This window comes from Streptomyces sp. V4I23, from assembly GCF_030817975.1.
Classification (GTDB): Bacteria; Actinomycetota; Actinomycetes; order Streptomycetales; family Streptomycetaceae; genus Streptomyces.
Genome location: NZ_JAUSZW010000004.1, coordinates 1,598,645 through 1,611,682, shown reverse-complemented (window position 1 = coordinate 1,611,682; position 13,038 = coordinate 1,598,645). Strand labels below are relative to the sequence as shown.

The 13,038-nt window shown below is 70.8% G+C and carries 13 protein-coding genes and 1 pseudogene; 8 read left to right on the top strand and 6 right to left on the bottom strand.

The features are described 5' to 3' along the window. Positions 1 to 4: 4 nt before the first annotated feature. From QFZ82_RS09500 to QFZ82_RS09480, 5 genes are all read right to left on the bottom strand, one after another. Positions 5 to 823, bottom strand: coding sequence for an ABC transporter permease (locus QFZ82_RS09500; protein ID WP_307712735.1), 819 nt, complete (start codon positions 821 to 823; stop codon positions 5 to 7). A gap of 3 nt (positions 824 to 826) precedes the next feature. Continuing rightward, positions 827 to 1,597, bottom strand: a complete 771-nt coding sequence (locus QFZ82_RS09495; protein WP_307712734.1) for an ABC transporter permease — start codon at positions 1,595 to 1,597, stop codon at positions 827 to 829. Then, positions 1,594 to 2,550, bottom strand: a complete 957-nt coding sequence (locus QFZ82_RS09490) for an ABC transporter ATP-binding protein (protein WP_307712733.1) — start codon at positions 2,548 to 2,550, stop codon at positions 1,594 to 1,596. The genes QFZ82_RS09495 and QFZ82_RS09490 overlap by 4 nt, the downstream gene beginning before the upstream one ends. An 844-nt stretch (positions 2,551 to 3,394) precedes the next feature. After that, the gene (locus QFZ82_RS09485) at positions 3,395 to 4,414 is read right to left on the bottom strand and encodes an RNA polymerase sigma factor (protein WP_307712732.1); all 1,020 of its coding nucleotides are present in this window, start codon (positions 4,412 to 4,414) and stop codon (positions 3,395 to 3,397) included. Positions 4,415 to 4,544: 130 nt separating this feature from the next. Beyond that, positions 4,545 to 5,588: a lytic transglycosylase domain-containing protein gene (locus tag QFZ82_RS09480; RefSeq protein WP_307712731.1), complete on the bottom strand. Its 1,044-nt coding sequence runs from the start codon at positions 5,586 to 5,588 to the stop codon at positions 4,545 to 4,547. A gap of 201 nt (positions 5,589 to 5,789) precedes the next feature. Here QFZ82_RS09480 and QFZ82_RS09475 point away from each other — a divergent pair, with 201 nt between their 5' ends. The 8 genes and pseudogenes from QFZ82_RS09475 to QFZ82_RS09440 all read left to right on the top strand — a co-directional run bounded on the left by QFZ82_RS09475 (position 5,790) and on the right by QFZ82_RS09440 (position 11,968). After that, positions 5,790 to 6,038, top strand: a complete 249-nt coding sequence (locus QFZ82_RS09475; RefSeq protein WP_307717674.1) for a hypothetical protein — start codon at positions 5,790 to 5,792, stop codon at positions 6,036 to 6,038. Next, positions 6,035 to 6,412 carry a helix-turn-helix domain-containing protein gene (locus QFZ82_RS09470; RefSeq protein ID WP_307712730.1) on the top strand — a complete coding sequence of 126 codons (378 nt, stop codon included), beginning with the start codon at positions 6,035 to 6,037 and terminating at the stop codon, positions 6,410 to 6,412. The genes QFZ82_RS09475 and QFZ82_RS09470 overlap by 4 nt, the downstream gene beginning before the upstream one ends. Positions 6,413 to 6,563: 151 nt before the next feature. After that, the gene (gene uraD, locus QFZ82_RS09465) at positions 6,564 to 7,085 is read left to right on the top strand and encodes a 2-oxo-4-hydroxy-4-carboxy-5-ureidoimidazoline decarboxylase (protein ID WP_307712729.1); all 522 of its coding nucleotides are present in this window, start codon (positions 6,564 to 6,566) and stop codon (positions 7,083 to 7,085) included. After that, positions 7,082 to 7,474 carry a hydroxyisourate hydrolase gene (uraH, locus tag QFZ82_RS09460; RefSeq protein WP_307712728.1) on the top strand — a complete coding sequence of 131 codons (393 nt, stop codon included), beginning with the start codon at positions 7,082 to 7,084 and terminating at the stop codon, positions 7,472 to 7,474. Before uraD ends, uraH begins: the two co-directional genes overlap by 4 nt. 5 nt (positions 7,475 to 7,479) lie before the next feature. Beyond that, positions 7,480 to 8,403: a factor-independent urate hydroxylase gene (gene pucL, locus QFZ82_RS09455; protein WP_307712727.1), complete on the top strand. Its 924-nt coding sequence runs from the start codon at positions 7,480 to 7,482 to the stop codon at positions 8,401 to 8,403. Positions 8,404 to 8,526: 123 nt separating this feature from the next. After that, positions 8,527 to 8,829 (top strand): annotated as a pseudogene (locus QFZ82_RS09450) (purine permease); the annotation flags it as partial. Between the two features lie 62 nt (positions 8,830 to 8,891). Then, positions 8,892 to 10,292 (top strand): 8-oxoguanine deaminase, encoded by a 1,401-nt coding sequence (locus QFZ82_RS09445; protein ID WP_307712726.1) that lies wholly within the window; start codon positions 8,892 to 8,894, stop codon positions 10,290 to 10,292. Positions 10,293 to 10,540: 248 nt separating this feature from the next. Continuing rightward, positions 10,541 to 11,968 (top strand): nucleobase:cation symporter-2 family protein, encoded by a 1,428-nt coding sequence (locus QFZ82_RS09440; protein ID WP_307717673.1) that lies wholly within the window; start codon positions 10,541 to 10,543, stop codon positions 11,966 to 11,968. 72 nt (positions 11,969 to 12,040) lie between these two features. Here the strand turns inward: QFZ82_RS09440 and QFZ82_RS09435 are convergent, their stop codons facing one another. Beyond that, on the bottom strand, positions 12,041 to 12,898 hold the full coding sequence (locus QFZ82_RS09435; protein ID WP_373429260.1) for a chitosanase: 858 nt from the start codon (positions 12,896 to 12,898) through the stop codon (positions 12,041 to 12,043). Positions 12,899 to 13,038 lie beyond the last annotated feature (140 nt).

Sequence of the window (13,038 nt, the reverse complement as noted above, 5' to 3'; positions counted from 1 at the left end):
GCCCCTACCCCGCTATCCGTACGGTCGTGTTGGCGCCCCAGATCGCCAGGCTGAGGAAGAAGTCGAGAATGTTGATCGCCACGATCGAGGTCCGCACCGCACGCCCGACCGCGACGCCGACACCGGCCGGGCCACCGCTCGCGTAGTAGCCGTAGTAGCAGTGCACCAGGATGATCACGACGGCGAAGACGATCACCTTGCCGAAGGACCAGAACACGTCGACCGGCGGCAGATACTGCTGGAAGTAGTGGTCGTAGGTGCCGGTGGACTGCCCGTAGTAGCCGGTGGTGATGGTGCGGGCGGCGAAGTACGAGGACAGGAGCCCGATCACGTACAGCGGGATGACCGCGACGAACCCGGCGATCATCCGCGTCGTCACCAGGAACGGCAGCGACGGGACGCCCATCACCTCGAGCGCGTCGGTCTCCTCGCTGATCCGCATCGCGCCCAGCTGCGCGGTGAACCCGGCCCCGACCGTCGCGGAGAGGGCCAGGCCAGCCACCAGCGGGGCGATCTCACGGGTGTTGAAGTACGCGGACAGGAACGCCACGAAGTTCGACGTGCCGAGCTGGTTGAGCGCCGCGTATCCCTGCAGGCCGACCTCGGTGCCGGTGAAGAACGACAGGAACGCGATCACACCGACGGTGCCGCCGACGACGGCGAGCGCGCCGCGGCCGAAGCTCACCTCCGCGAGCAGTCGCAGGATCTCCTTCTTGTAGCGGCGCAGGGTGCGCCCGGTCCAGGCCAGCGAACGGCCGTAGAAGGACAGCTGCCGGCCCAGCTCCTCGAGCTGAGGTGGCAGCACACGATTCAACAGCGGCATCGCTCAGCCCCTCTGCGGAACGATTTGGAAGTACACGGCGGTCATCACGAAGTTCGTCACGAACAGCAACATGAAGGTGATGACCACCGACTGGTTCACCGCGTCACCGACGCCTTTCGGGCCACCCTTCGCGGTCAGGCCCTTGTACGAGGCGACGATCGCGGCGATCGCCCCGAACACGAGTGCCTTGAGCTCCGCCGCCCACAGGTCGGAGAGCTGGGCGAGTGTGGTGAACGAGGCGAGATAGGCGCCCGGAGTGCCGTTCTGCAGCACCACGTTGAAGAAGTAGCCGCCGGCCACCCCGACCACCGACACCAGGCCGTTGAGCAGCACCGCGACCAGCATCGTGGCCAGCACCCGCGGCACCACCAGGCGGTGGATCGGGTCGATGCCGAGCACCTGCATCGCGTCGATCTCCTCGCGGATCTTGCGCGCGCCGAGGTCCGCGCAGATCGCCGTGCCGCCCGCCCCTGCGATCAGCAGCGCCGTGACGATCGGCGACGCCTCCCGCAGCACGGCCAGCACCGAGGCCGCGCCCGAGAACGACTGGGCGCCCAGCTGCCGGGTGAGGCTGCCGATCTGCAGGGCGATCACCGCGCCGAACGGAATGGACACCAGGGCGGTCGGCAGGATCGTCACACTCGCGACGAACCACGCCTGCTGGATGAACTCCCGTGCCTGGAAAGGTCGTTTGGGGATCGTCCGCAGGACGTCCAGTCCCATCGCGAACAGACTCCCGGAATGCCGCAGGGCACCCGTGGGGGACCAGCTCATGCGCCCGCCGCCTTCCCGCGCACAGCCGCGCGCATCTGTCGCAGGGACTCGCGCTCGGCGATCGCCTCCCAGCGGGGAGGCCGGTCGATGCCCTTGGTGGGCAGCAGCCGGGGTGTCAGCTCGGGTATGCCCTGCTGCTCGTCGTCGGCGTCCCCGAGCTGGGCGAGTTCCTGCTCGACCTGGGCGGCGTCCTTCTCCTCCGCCATCCCGATCGGGCCCTGCATGCGGCCGTTGAGGAACTGCCGCACGACCGGTTCGTCGCTGGTCAGCAACTGCTCCCTCGGGCCGAACATCACCAGCTCCCGCCGGAACAGCAGCCCGATGTTGTCCGGCACCTGCCGGGCCGAGGCGATGTCGTGCGTGACGATGAGGAACGTGGCGTCGATCTGGGCGTTCAGGTCGACGATGAGCTGGTTGAGGTAGGCCACGCGTACCGGGTCGAGTCCCGAGTCCGGCTCGTCGAACAGGATGATCTCCGGGTCGAGCACGAGGGCGCGGGCGAGTCCGGCGCGCTTGCGCATGCCGCCGGAGATCTCGCCGGGCAGTTTGTCCTCGGCGCCGAGGAGGCCGACCATGTCCATCTTCTCGAGGACGATCCGGCGGATCTCGCTCTCCGGCTTGCGCGTGTGCTCGCGGAGCGGGAAGGCGATGTTGTCGTAGAGGTTCATCGACCCGAACAGCGCGCCGTCCTGGAAGAGGACGCCGAAGAGCTTGCGGACCTCGTAGAGCTCGTGTTCGCGCAGTGTGGTGATGTCCGTGCCCGCGATGCGGATCGATCCGCGTTCGGGCTTCAACAGTCCGACGAGGGTCTTGAGGAAGACCGACTTGCCGGTGCCGGAGGGCCCGAGCATGACCGAGACCTCACCGGCGGGCAGGGTCAGGGAGACGTCCTGCCAGATGACCTGGTGCCCGAAGGACTTCGTGAGCCCTTCCACACAGATCTCGACACCCATCCGGTTCACCCTTCAGCTGTGGAGCGGTCCGACACCTGCTCTACGGGGAGGGCCGCCGCGTCCGTCGCGCCGAAGCGAAATTTTTTTCGGGCGGGTTACGGGAGGGTGCCAGGCGATGCCTCCGGGGGCTCTGCCCCGGCCCCCAGCGCCTCCGTCGCAGGTGGGGCTGCTTGTGCGCCGCCACCCCCGTTGGGGCTCCGCCCCAAGCCCCGCGCCTCAATCGCCGGCGGGGCTTGTGGTCCGAGGCGTGCTCGTTGGCTCCGCCCCGAGTCCGCGCCTCAAACGCCGGCGGGGCTGGATTGCGCTGGGTGAAGTCCGGCGCGAGGCCGCCGCGCGGAGCGCGGTACGGGGCCGCGGCGGAGCCCCGAGAGGCGCGGCCGGCAGGGGGCAGGTGCCGGGGTGGGGCGGAGCTCTGAAGGCTCACGACCGCGAGGCCGTAGGGGATGAGGACATCGCGCGAGGCGCGGTACGGGGCTGGGCGGAGCCCCGAGGTCGCGAACGCAAAGGGTCTGGGGGCGCTGGCTGCCGGACCCGCGCGCCGTTCGCTGCGCGAAGTCGGCCCGTCCGGTACTCGAGGCCACCGATGCGAAGCTCGATATCGGGCCGGGGTGGAGCCGCGAGGCGCGCAACCGTGCGAGGCGCGGCACGGGCCGGGGCGGGGCCGCAAGGCGCGCGGACGACAGCGCGCAGGGGCCGGGGCGGAGTCACAACGTCGCTGACGCAAAGGGCCCGGCAATGCGGGCTGCCGGGCCCGTGCGCCTTTCCCGTCCGGCGCGCGAGGCGCGGTGCGGGGTCTGGGGCGGAGCCCCAGTTACGGGTAGGGGCGGGGAGGGGAAAACCTCCCCTACGGGAGCGTCGGCACCGGGACCGGCACCGACGGCGTCGGCACCGGCGGAGGCGTGAGCTCCGGGAGCTGCGAGGTCGCGGACGGGACGTCCGGGACCGGGACCTCGGGGACCTCGACGCCCTCCGGCAGCACCGGCAGCCGCGGCACCGACGACGTCCTCAGCGGCAGCGGGGGCAGCGACACCTCCGGCAGCGGCAGCTCCGGCAGCAGGGACTCCGACCGCCGCTCGGCGCCGCCCGACGGCACCGGCTGCTCCTCCCGCGAGCCGAGAGGCGACGGTGTGGTCGGACCGGGCCCACCCGGCCCCGGCTCCTGCGAGGTCGCGACCGCCGGCGTCGCCGGGCGCGGGCCGGGTGTGTCCCCACCGGGCGCGTACGGCAGAACGAGACCCGCGACCGCCAGCGTCGCCGCCGTCGACGCCACGGCGACCGCCTGCGCGTGGCCACCCCGCGGCCGGCCGCGGCCGCACAGCCACAGCGCAAGACCGAGCGTCGCCGCCAGCGAGTTGCGCAGCGTCCGCCGGGCCCTGGCCAGCAAGGACTCGACGGTCCGGTAGCTCAGGCCCATCTTCACGGCGACCTGCCCGACGTCCAGGTCCTCCGACTTCAGCCACAGCGCCTCGGCCTGCCGGGCGGGCAGCTCACCGCTGCGTACGGCCAGCCAGCGCGCCTCCGCACGGTCGCACACCGCCTCGTCCACCGGCGCCGGCCGCGGCGGGTGCAGCGTCGGGCTCGTACGGACCTCGGCCTCGCGGCTGACCTGGCGGTGCCGGTCGACGCACAGCCGCATCGTCACCGTCGTCAGCCAGGCGCCCAGCCGCTCGTCGTCCAGGTGGGGCTGCTCCGCGGCACGGAGCATCGCCTCGTGCACGGCGTCCTCGGCGTCCTCCATGCTGACGGACCGGCGCCGGGCGACCCGAAGCAGCTGCTCCCGGTGGCTCCAGGCGCGTTGCCAGCGCTCATACGCCTGCTCGTCGCCCTGTCCACCGGAGTGCTCAGGCTGTGTGTCCGTCGCCATGAGGGCCCCCTTGCTCTCACCACCGTCCGCGTGCTTGTCCGGCGGATGGCGACATTACCGCCCGGTATCCGGAGTTGTGGAGGGGGAGAGCCCCATCGAGTCCTTTCTGTTGCCGGAGGGGGCGTGGGGATCAGTCTCCGCTGGTCAGTGAGGTGGGCAGAGTGGCTCCAGGAGGCACTGGGACAGGGACGGGCAGTGACGGCAGCGGCTGCGTGGGACCGGTTGTGCCGGCCGGATCGGTCGGGCGCGCGGACGGCGACGGCGAGGGGGCCGCGGACCGCGACGGGCCCGCGGACGACGGCGACGGCGCGGGCGACGGCTTCTTCGCGCCGGACGCCGCCGGTTTCGCGGTGCGTGTCGGCTCCGGCGAGGGACGTGCCTCGCCGCGTGGCCCTCCGGCGGCCGCGCTGTCGGGCACCACCGTGTGCCCGTCGAGGTAGTACGCGAACCACGCCCGCACGGTGAGCAGGTACGCGGTGGAGTGGTTGTAGCCGAGCAGGGCCCGGTCGAGGTCGCCCGCGTCGGACAGGTCGCGCCCGCCCGCGCACAGGTAGCGCCCCGCGGCGAGGGCCGCGTCGAAGACGTTCCCCGGGTCGCGGAGCCCGTCGCCGTTGCCGTCCGCGCCCCAACTCGCCCAGGTGGAGGGGATGAACTGCAGGGGGCCGACGGCCCGGTCGTACTCGGTGTCCCCGTCGTACCGGCCGCCGTCGCTGTCCCGGATGAGAGCGAAGCCGTGGCCGTCCAGGCGCGGCCCGAGGATCGGCGTGAGCGTGGTGCCGTCCGCGGCCACCCGGCCGCCGCCGGCCTGTCCCGACTCGACCTGCCCGATCGCCGCGAGGAGCTGCCAGCGCAGCCCGCAGCCGGGGGCACTGCCGGCCAGCTCCGATTCGGCGGCCCGGTACGCGGCGAACACCGTGGCGGGCAGCGAGCCGACCGACGCCGTGGCCGGCGTCCCAGCCGGCCGTTCCCCGGTGCCGCCCGCGCCCGGCACCCGCAGCGGCGGAAGCTCGGTGCGGTACGTGCCGTCCCCGGACACGCTCGGCCCCTGCGAGGGCTCGGCGCTCCGCTGCCCCGAGGGCGCGGCGGCCCCCGGCCCCTGCGACGCGGTGAGCGCCGCCATAGCCGCGGTCGCGACCGCCGTCGCCCTGACGCCTCTGCGCGTACGTCCTGTCATCTGCAGACCCCTCCTGCCTCCGCCCACCGGACGTCCGTCCGCGGCTCCCGTCACCTGCTCTACGCGCAGCCGCCGCGGGTCCGTCGCGTGCCCCGCACGTTTTTCGCGTTCCGCGAGGCAGAGGCCCCCCGGGCCGGCCCCGGAGCCGGGTCCCGGGGCCGGGTCCCCGCGCGGAAGGGCCGCGGCTACCGTGGGGGCATGGTGCGACTGAGAGTGGAGTTCACGACCGAGCCGTTCGACCTGGACGAACCGCCCGCCCACGCGGTGGCGGTCCGCGAGGTCGTCCAGGGCGCGGGTCTGGACAAGGTGGACGTCGGCCCCTTCGGCAACACCGCCGAGGGCGGTGCCGACCAGGTGCTCGGCGCCGTCGACGCGCTGCTGCGCAAGGCGCTGGAGACCGGTGCGACCCGGGTGTCTCTGCAGGTCAACGTGGTGGAGGGGGAGGGATGACCGGGCCTGCGGACCACGCGCTCGCCCGGGCGGTCAAGCCTCTCGTCGACGCCATGGGCGGAGTGCTGATCACCCCCGGCGAGGCCGCCGAGGACGATGTCGTGCTGAGCTGGGAGGGCGAGGAGGTCGTCGCCGTGCGCCTGCCGCAGCTCGCGGACTCGCTCGACCACATCCTCGCGGCGCTGCAGCGGCAGCACGGCAAGCCCCTCGCCGAACTCGACCGCAAGACGAAGCAGTCGGTCGTCAGGACACTGGAGGCGCGGGGCGCGTTCTCCGTACGCCACGGCGTCGAGACGGTGGCGGGCGCTCTCGGCGTCAGCCGCTTCACCGTCTACAACTACCTGAACAGGGAGAACGCGGCCAAGGGCGACTGAGCGCCGGCCAGCTGTCGCCGCCGTCCGGCTCTTCGGGCGGCGGCTTTTGTGTACGCGAGTTTTCAACAAAGTGTTGACGTCGTGTTCCGGAGGGCGTTAGCTATCCGCAGCCCGTCCGACGCACCACGATGAACAAGCCACGGAGGCTCCCGTGACGTCACTCTCGAACCCGGGCCTCGCCCGGTTCAACGCCTCCGAGGACAGCACGGCCCAGGCCGCGCTGCACGAGGTGTGCGCCAGTTCGGCCTGGGGGAGCAAGATCCTCGCCCAGCGGCCGTACGCCGGCACCGAAGCCCTCTTCGAGGCCAGTGACGCCGCCATGGCCGAGCTGACCGCCGACGACCTGGCCGAGGCGATGGCCGGTCACCCGCCGATCGGCCGGCCGAAGCCCGGCGACCCGACCTCCTCCCGCGAACAGAGCGGCATGGCCGAGGCGTCCGAGGCGCTCAAGGCCGAGATGCTCGAACTGAACCTGGCCTACCAGGAGAAGTTCGGTCATGTCTTCCTGATCTGCGCCACCGGTCGTACCGGTGAGCAGATGAGGGACGCCGTCCGCGAGCGGATCGAGAACTCGCCCGAGCAGGAGCGGGAGATCGTCCGCACCGAACTGGGCAAGATCAACCGTATCCGGCTGACCCGCCTCGTAGAGCTCGCAGGGGAAGAAAGCGCATGAGCACGGAAACAATCGCATCGGTGTCGACGCACATCCTGGACACCAGCATCGGCCGCCCCGCCGAGGGCGTCGCCATCGCGCTGTCGGCCCGCAGCGGCCCGGACGCCGAGTGGGTGCCGCTCGGCGGATCGGCGACCGACGCGGACGGGCGCTGCAAGGACCTGCCGGCGCTGCCGGAGGGAACGACTCATGTACGTCTCGACTTCGAGACCGAGACGTACTTCGTGAAGAAGAAGCAAGCCGAGGCACAGCAGGACGCCCCCGCGCTACGGGACAGCGGCGTGTTCTTCCCCGAGGTGGCGATCACCTTCGCCGTCGTACCGGGCGAGCACTACCACGTACCGCTGCTGCTCAACCCGTTCGGCTACTCCGTTTACCGAGGGAGCTAGCAGACATGCCCACGATTCTCGGCCAGAATCAGTACGGCAAGGCAGAGAACCGCGTAGTCAGGATCACGCGGGACGGCGACACCCACCACATCAAGGACCTGAACGTCTCGGTCGCCCTCTCCGGCGACATGTCCGACGTGCACCTGTCCGGTTCGAACGCCAACTGCCTGCCGACCGACACCACCAAGAACACGGTGTACGCGTTCGCCAAGGAATACGGCATCGAGTCCGCCGAGCAGTTCGGCATCCACCTGGCCCGTCACTTCGTGACCAGCCAGGAGCCGATCCACCGGGCGCGCATCCGGATCGAGGAGTACGCCTGGGAGCGCATCGAGGCGTCCGACGCCAACTCGAAGTTCATCGGTTCCGACGAGGTCAAGCACTCCTTCGTCCGCAAGGGCCAGGAGACCCGGGTCACGCAGATCACCTACGACGGTTCGTCGTGGCAGGTCATCTCCGGTCTCAAGGACCTGATCGTGATGAACTCGACGAACTCCGAGTTCTGGGGCTACGTCAAGGACAAGTACACGACGCTCCAGGAGGCGTACGACCGCATCCTGGCCACCCAGGTCTCCGGCCGCTGGCGGTTCAACTGGACCGACGACGAGCAGAGGATGCCCAACTGGGAGAAGTCCTACGAGCAGGTCAAGAAGCACATGCTCCAGGCCTTCGCCGAGACGTACTCCCTCTCGCTGCAGCAGACGCTGTACCAGATGGGCTCGCGCATCATCAACAGCCGCAACGAGATCGACGAAGTCCGCTTCTCGCTCCCGAACAAGCACCACTTCCTGGTCGACCTCGAGCCGTTCGGTCTCAAGAACGACAACGAGGTCTACTACGCGGCGGACCGCCCGTACGGCCTGATCGAGGCCACCATCCTGCGGGACGGCGTCGAGCCGCAGATCCCGGTCGACATGACCAACCTCTGACGCGGGACCGATCCGCCCCCGCCGCGGCCGGCGGGGGCGGGGGCGGACCGGAGGACTCTCATGGCACAGCTTGTACCGGAGACTGAGGAACGCTCCCGTGCCCACATGGTGAGCACAGGGCCTCGTCCGGCGGCTGTCGCCGCCCTGCCGAGCCCCTTCGCCTTCGGCGCCCCGGAGTTCCAGCCCGCCGCGATCCTCTCCCTGTGCATCGTGATGCTCGCGCTGATGACCGAGTCCGGCGCCGGCATGCTCGCACTCGGCGGTGCCGGCATCGTCCCGCTCGCCGCGCCCACCTTCCACGCCGAATTCCCCGCCCGGGCGCGGACCGTCCTCGGCTCCGGGATCAGCGCCGCAGCGCTCGTCGCGGTCCTGCTGAACCTGTTGTTCCACCAACTCGGCACCCGCAGCCGCCCGGCTGTGGCACTCAATCCTCCTAGGGTCCTGCCGTGCCCTCATCGCCACCCGCCACGTCGGAAGAAGGAAGCACCATGGCACCTTCGGCAGCCCACGACAGCGCCGTCGAGCGCATCGTCGTCGAGAACTGTGCGATCGCGACGGTCGACGCCGGTGACACCGAGTACGCCTCGGGGCACATCGTCGTCGCCGGCAACCGCATCGAGTCGGTAGGAGCGGGACCCGCCCCCCAGGGCCTCGAGAACGTCGTACGCCGCGTCGACGGCACCGGTCACCTCGCGACGCCCGGTCTGATCAACACCCACCACCACTTCTACCAGTGGATCACCCGGGGCCTGGCCACCGACCACAACCTCTTCAACTGGCTGGTCGCCCTCTACCCGACCTGGGCCCGCATCGACGAGCCCATGGTCCGCGCGGCCGCCCAGGGCTCGCTCGCGATGATGGCCCGCGGCGGCGTCACCACCGCCATGGACCACCACTACGTCTACCCGCGGGGATCCGGCGACCTGTCCGGCGCGATCATCGGCGCCGCACGCGACATGGGCGTACGGTTCACCCTCGCCCGCGGCTCCATGGACCGCGGGAAGTCGGACGGCGGCCTGCCGCCGGACTTCGCCGTCGAGTCCCTCGAGGGCGCCCTCGCCGGTACCGAGGAGACCATCGACAAGCACCACGACGCCTCCTTCGACGCGATGACGCAGATCGCCGTCGCGCCCTGCTCCCCGTTCTCCGTCTCCACCGAACTGCTGCGCCAGGGTGCCGAACTGGCCCGCCGCAAGGGCGTGCGCATGCACACCCACGGCTCGGAGACGGTCGAGGAGGAGGAGTTCTGCAAGGAGCTCTTCGGCATGGGCCCCACCGACTACTTCGAGTCGACCGGCTGGCTCGGCGAGGACGTGTGGATGGCGCACTGCGTCCACATGAACGACTCCGACATCGAGGCCTTCGCCCGCACGAAGACCGGTGTCGCGCACTGCCCGTCGTCCAACGCGCGCCTCGCCGCCGGCATCGCCCGCGTCCCCGACATGCTCAAGGCGGGTGTCCCGGTCGGCCTCGGTGTCGACGGCACCGCTTCCAACGAGTCCGGCGAACTCCACACCGAGCTGCGCAACGCGCTGCTGATCAACCGGCTCGGCGCCCACCGCGAGGCCGCCCTCAACGCCCGCCAGGCGCTGCGGCTCGGCACCTACGGCGGCGCCCAGGTCCTCGGCCGCGCCACCGAGACCGGTTCGCTGGAGTCCGGAAAGCTCGCCGACCTCGTGCTGTGGAAGCTCGACACGCTCGCGCACTCCTCCATCGCCGACCCGGTCGTCGCGCTCGTCTTCGGCGCCGCGGCGCCCGTCACGCTCTCGCTCGTCGACGGCAGGACCGTCGTCGAGAACGGCCACCTGACCACGGTGGACGAGGACGCCATCGCCCGCACCACGCGGGACGAGGCGCAGCGCCTCGCGCGGATCGCCGCGCAGGACTGACCCCAGGGAAGTCCGGCCGGGGGGGACGGCCCCCGGCCGGCGGCCGCGGACCCGAGCGGGGTCCACGGCAGCCCTCGCCGGGGGGTGCGCGCGACAAAGGCGCGTACCCCTCGGCGAAGGTGACTCGTGCCAACAGGTTCCGGCACGGTCACCTTCCGCACCACCGGTCTGGGCGATCCGGTATGTGCACGCCGCATCAGAGCAACGACCGCATCACCTGCACCACCTCCATGACACCCATGTCCCCGATGACGTGTTACCCGACCGGAGGCACCGCCGTGGCCGCGCACACCTCGACCGCCGAGGCACCAGACCGGAAGCATCCGGTCGACGAGACCCTTCCGCCGTTCAAGATGTTCACCACCGGGCTGCAGCACGTGGCCGCCATGTACGCGGGTGTGGTGGCCCCGCCGATGATCGTCGGTCCCGCTGTGGGCCTCGACGCCAAGGACACCGCGTTCCTCATGGGCGCGAGTCTGTTCACCGCCGGAATCGCGACCTTGCTGCAGACGCTCGGCTTCTGGCGCGTCGGCGCCCGGCTGCCGTTCGTCAACGGCGTCTCGTTCGCCGGTGTGACGCCGATGGTCGCGATAGGCCGCGACCGCGGATACGACGGGATCGCCGTCATCTTCGGCGCGATCATCGTCGCCAGCGTCCTGGGCTTCGTCCTGACCCCGTACTTCTCGAAACTCGTCCGCTTCTTCCCGCCCGTCGTCACCGGCACGGTCATCACCCTGATCGGCGTCTCGCTGCTGCCTGTCGCCTTCAACTGGTCGCAGGGCGGCAACCCCGCCGCCGACGACTACGGTTCGATGAAGAACATCGGCATGGCGGCGCTCACGTTCGTCGTCGTGCTGGCCCTGCGCAAACTGCTGCGCGGCTTCCTCCAGCAGATCGCGATCCTGCTGGGCCTGGTCGTCGGCACGCTCGTCGCCCTGCCGCTCGGCATGACGAACCTCGACGCCATCAAGGACGCCGGCCTCGTCGGCTTCCCGACGCCGTTCCACTTCGGCGCACCGCAGTTCGAGATCGCCGCCATCGTCTCCATGTGCATCGTGATGCTGGTGTGCATGACCGAGTCCACCGCCGACATGCTGGCGCTCGGCCGGATCGTGGAACGCCCCGCGGACGAACGCACCATCGAGGGCGGCCTGCGCGCCGACACGCTCGGCTCGGCCATCAGCCCGCTCTTCAACGGCTTCATGTGCAGCGCCTTCGCCCAGAACATCGGGCTCGTCGCGATGACGAAGGTCCGCAGCCGCTTCGTCGTCGCCGCGGGCGGCGGCATCCTGATCCTGCTGGGCCTGTGCCCGGTGGCCGCCTCGGTGATCGCCTTGGTGCCGCTGCCGGTTCTCGGCGGCGCGGGCATCGTGCTCTTCGGCACGGTCGCGTCGAGCGGTATCCAGACGCTGGCGACGGCGGCCCTGGAGAAGGGCGAGAACGCGCTGATCGTGGCCGCCGCCGTCGGTGTCGGGCTGATCCCGATCGCGGCGCCCGAGTTCTACCACGCCTTCCCCAAGGACCTGCTGGTGGTGCTGGACTCGGGCATCTCCACCGGGTGCATCGTGGCGATCGCGCTCAACCTGGCCTTCAACCACCTGGGTAAGAAGGAGACGTTGCCGGAGGACGCCTCGTCGGAGCCGGGCAAGGTCCCGGCGCAGGCCGCCGTGCACTGAGCGCGCGGACACGACGCGGCGGGCGGCCCGGGACTGTTCCCGGGCCGCCCGCCGCGTCGTTCGGGGGCGGCGTCAGCCGATGTGGTAGCTGTCGCCGTAGACCTTCCAGTCCAGCGGCGTGTCCAGGCGGAGGTTGCCCTTGTTCAGGAAGACCCGCTGCGCGGTGTCCACGCGGCTGGTGTCCTCGTGCGCCTCCTCCTGCTTCATCGCCCGGACGCGGGCGTCGAGGAACGCGTGCAGGTACGCCTTCTCGTCGCCGCCCCGGGCCGGTGGCCTGGCCTTCGCCAGCGCCTTCCTGCGGATGCTGCCGAAGCTCGTGCTGTCGCCGCCGTCGCCGTGCATCACGATGGCGTCGTAGTAGACGAACTGACCGAGCACACCGAGGCCGTCCTGCTTGCCCCGCTTCACGGCCGGGTCGAAGTACACGCGGTCGCGCTCGTCGTTCTGGGCCTTCTTGAACGCCGGGTCCTCGGCCGCCTTGCGCCAGTCGCGGGTGAAGCCCGGGTCGAGTCCCTCGTGCGAGTCGGTGCCGTCGACCTTCCGCAGCGCGGGCAGGTACTTCGCCAGTACGTTGCCGGGTTTGCGCTGGGTGTAGAGCTCGACGAGGTCGAGCATGTCCCCGGTGCCGGAGCAGAAGCCGATGATGCCGGCGGTGTAGCCGCGGCCGTCCCCGATGTCCTCGATGTACGTGTACTGGGCCTTCCAGTCGAGCGAGGAGTTCTCCGCACTGGAGACGATCCGCATGGCGATGTCCTTCTTCGCCGGGTCGTCCAGACCGACGGCGGCCACCGCCGCCGGACTGCTGTGCTGCTCCGGTTCGGCGGCCACCGCCGCGACGGCGGTGGCGGGAAGGGCGACGAGAATCGCCCCGAGTACCACGCGTGGGAGGAGTCCGAGCCGGTTGCGGGTGCGCTTGTGGGGGGTGGGCACCGTGCCTCCAGGGGGAGTTCGCCGGGGAGTGCTCTGTTAGGAAACTTTCCTACCAGCCTGCACCGGGTCGCGTACACCCCCGCGGGCGGTCCGGTTGCGGCCGATCGTTCGGAGCGTGGGAGGTCCGGGTGACGGGAGGA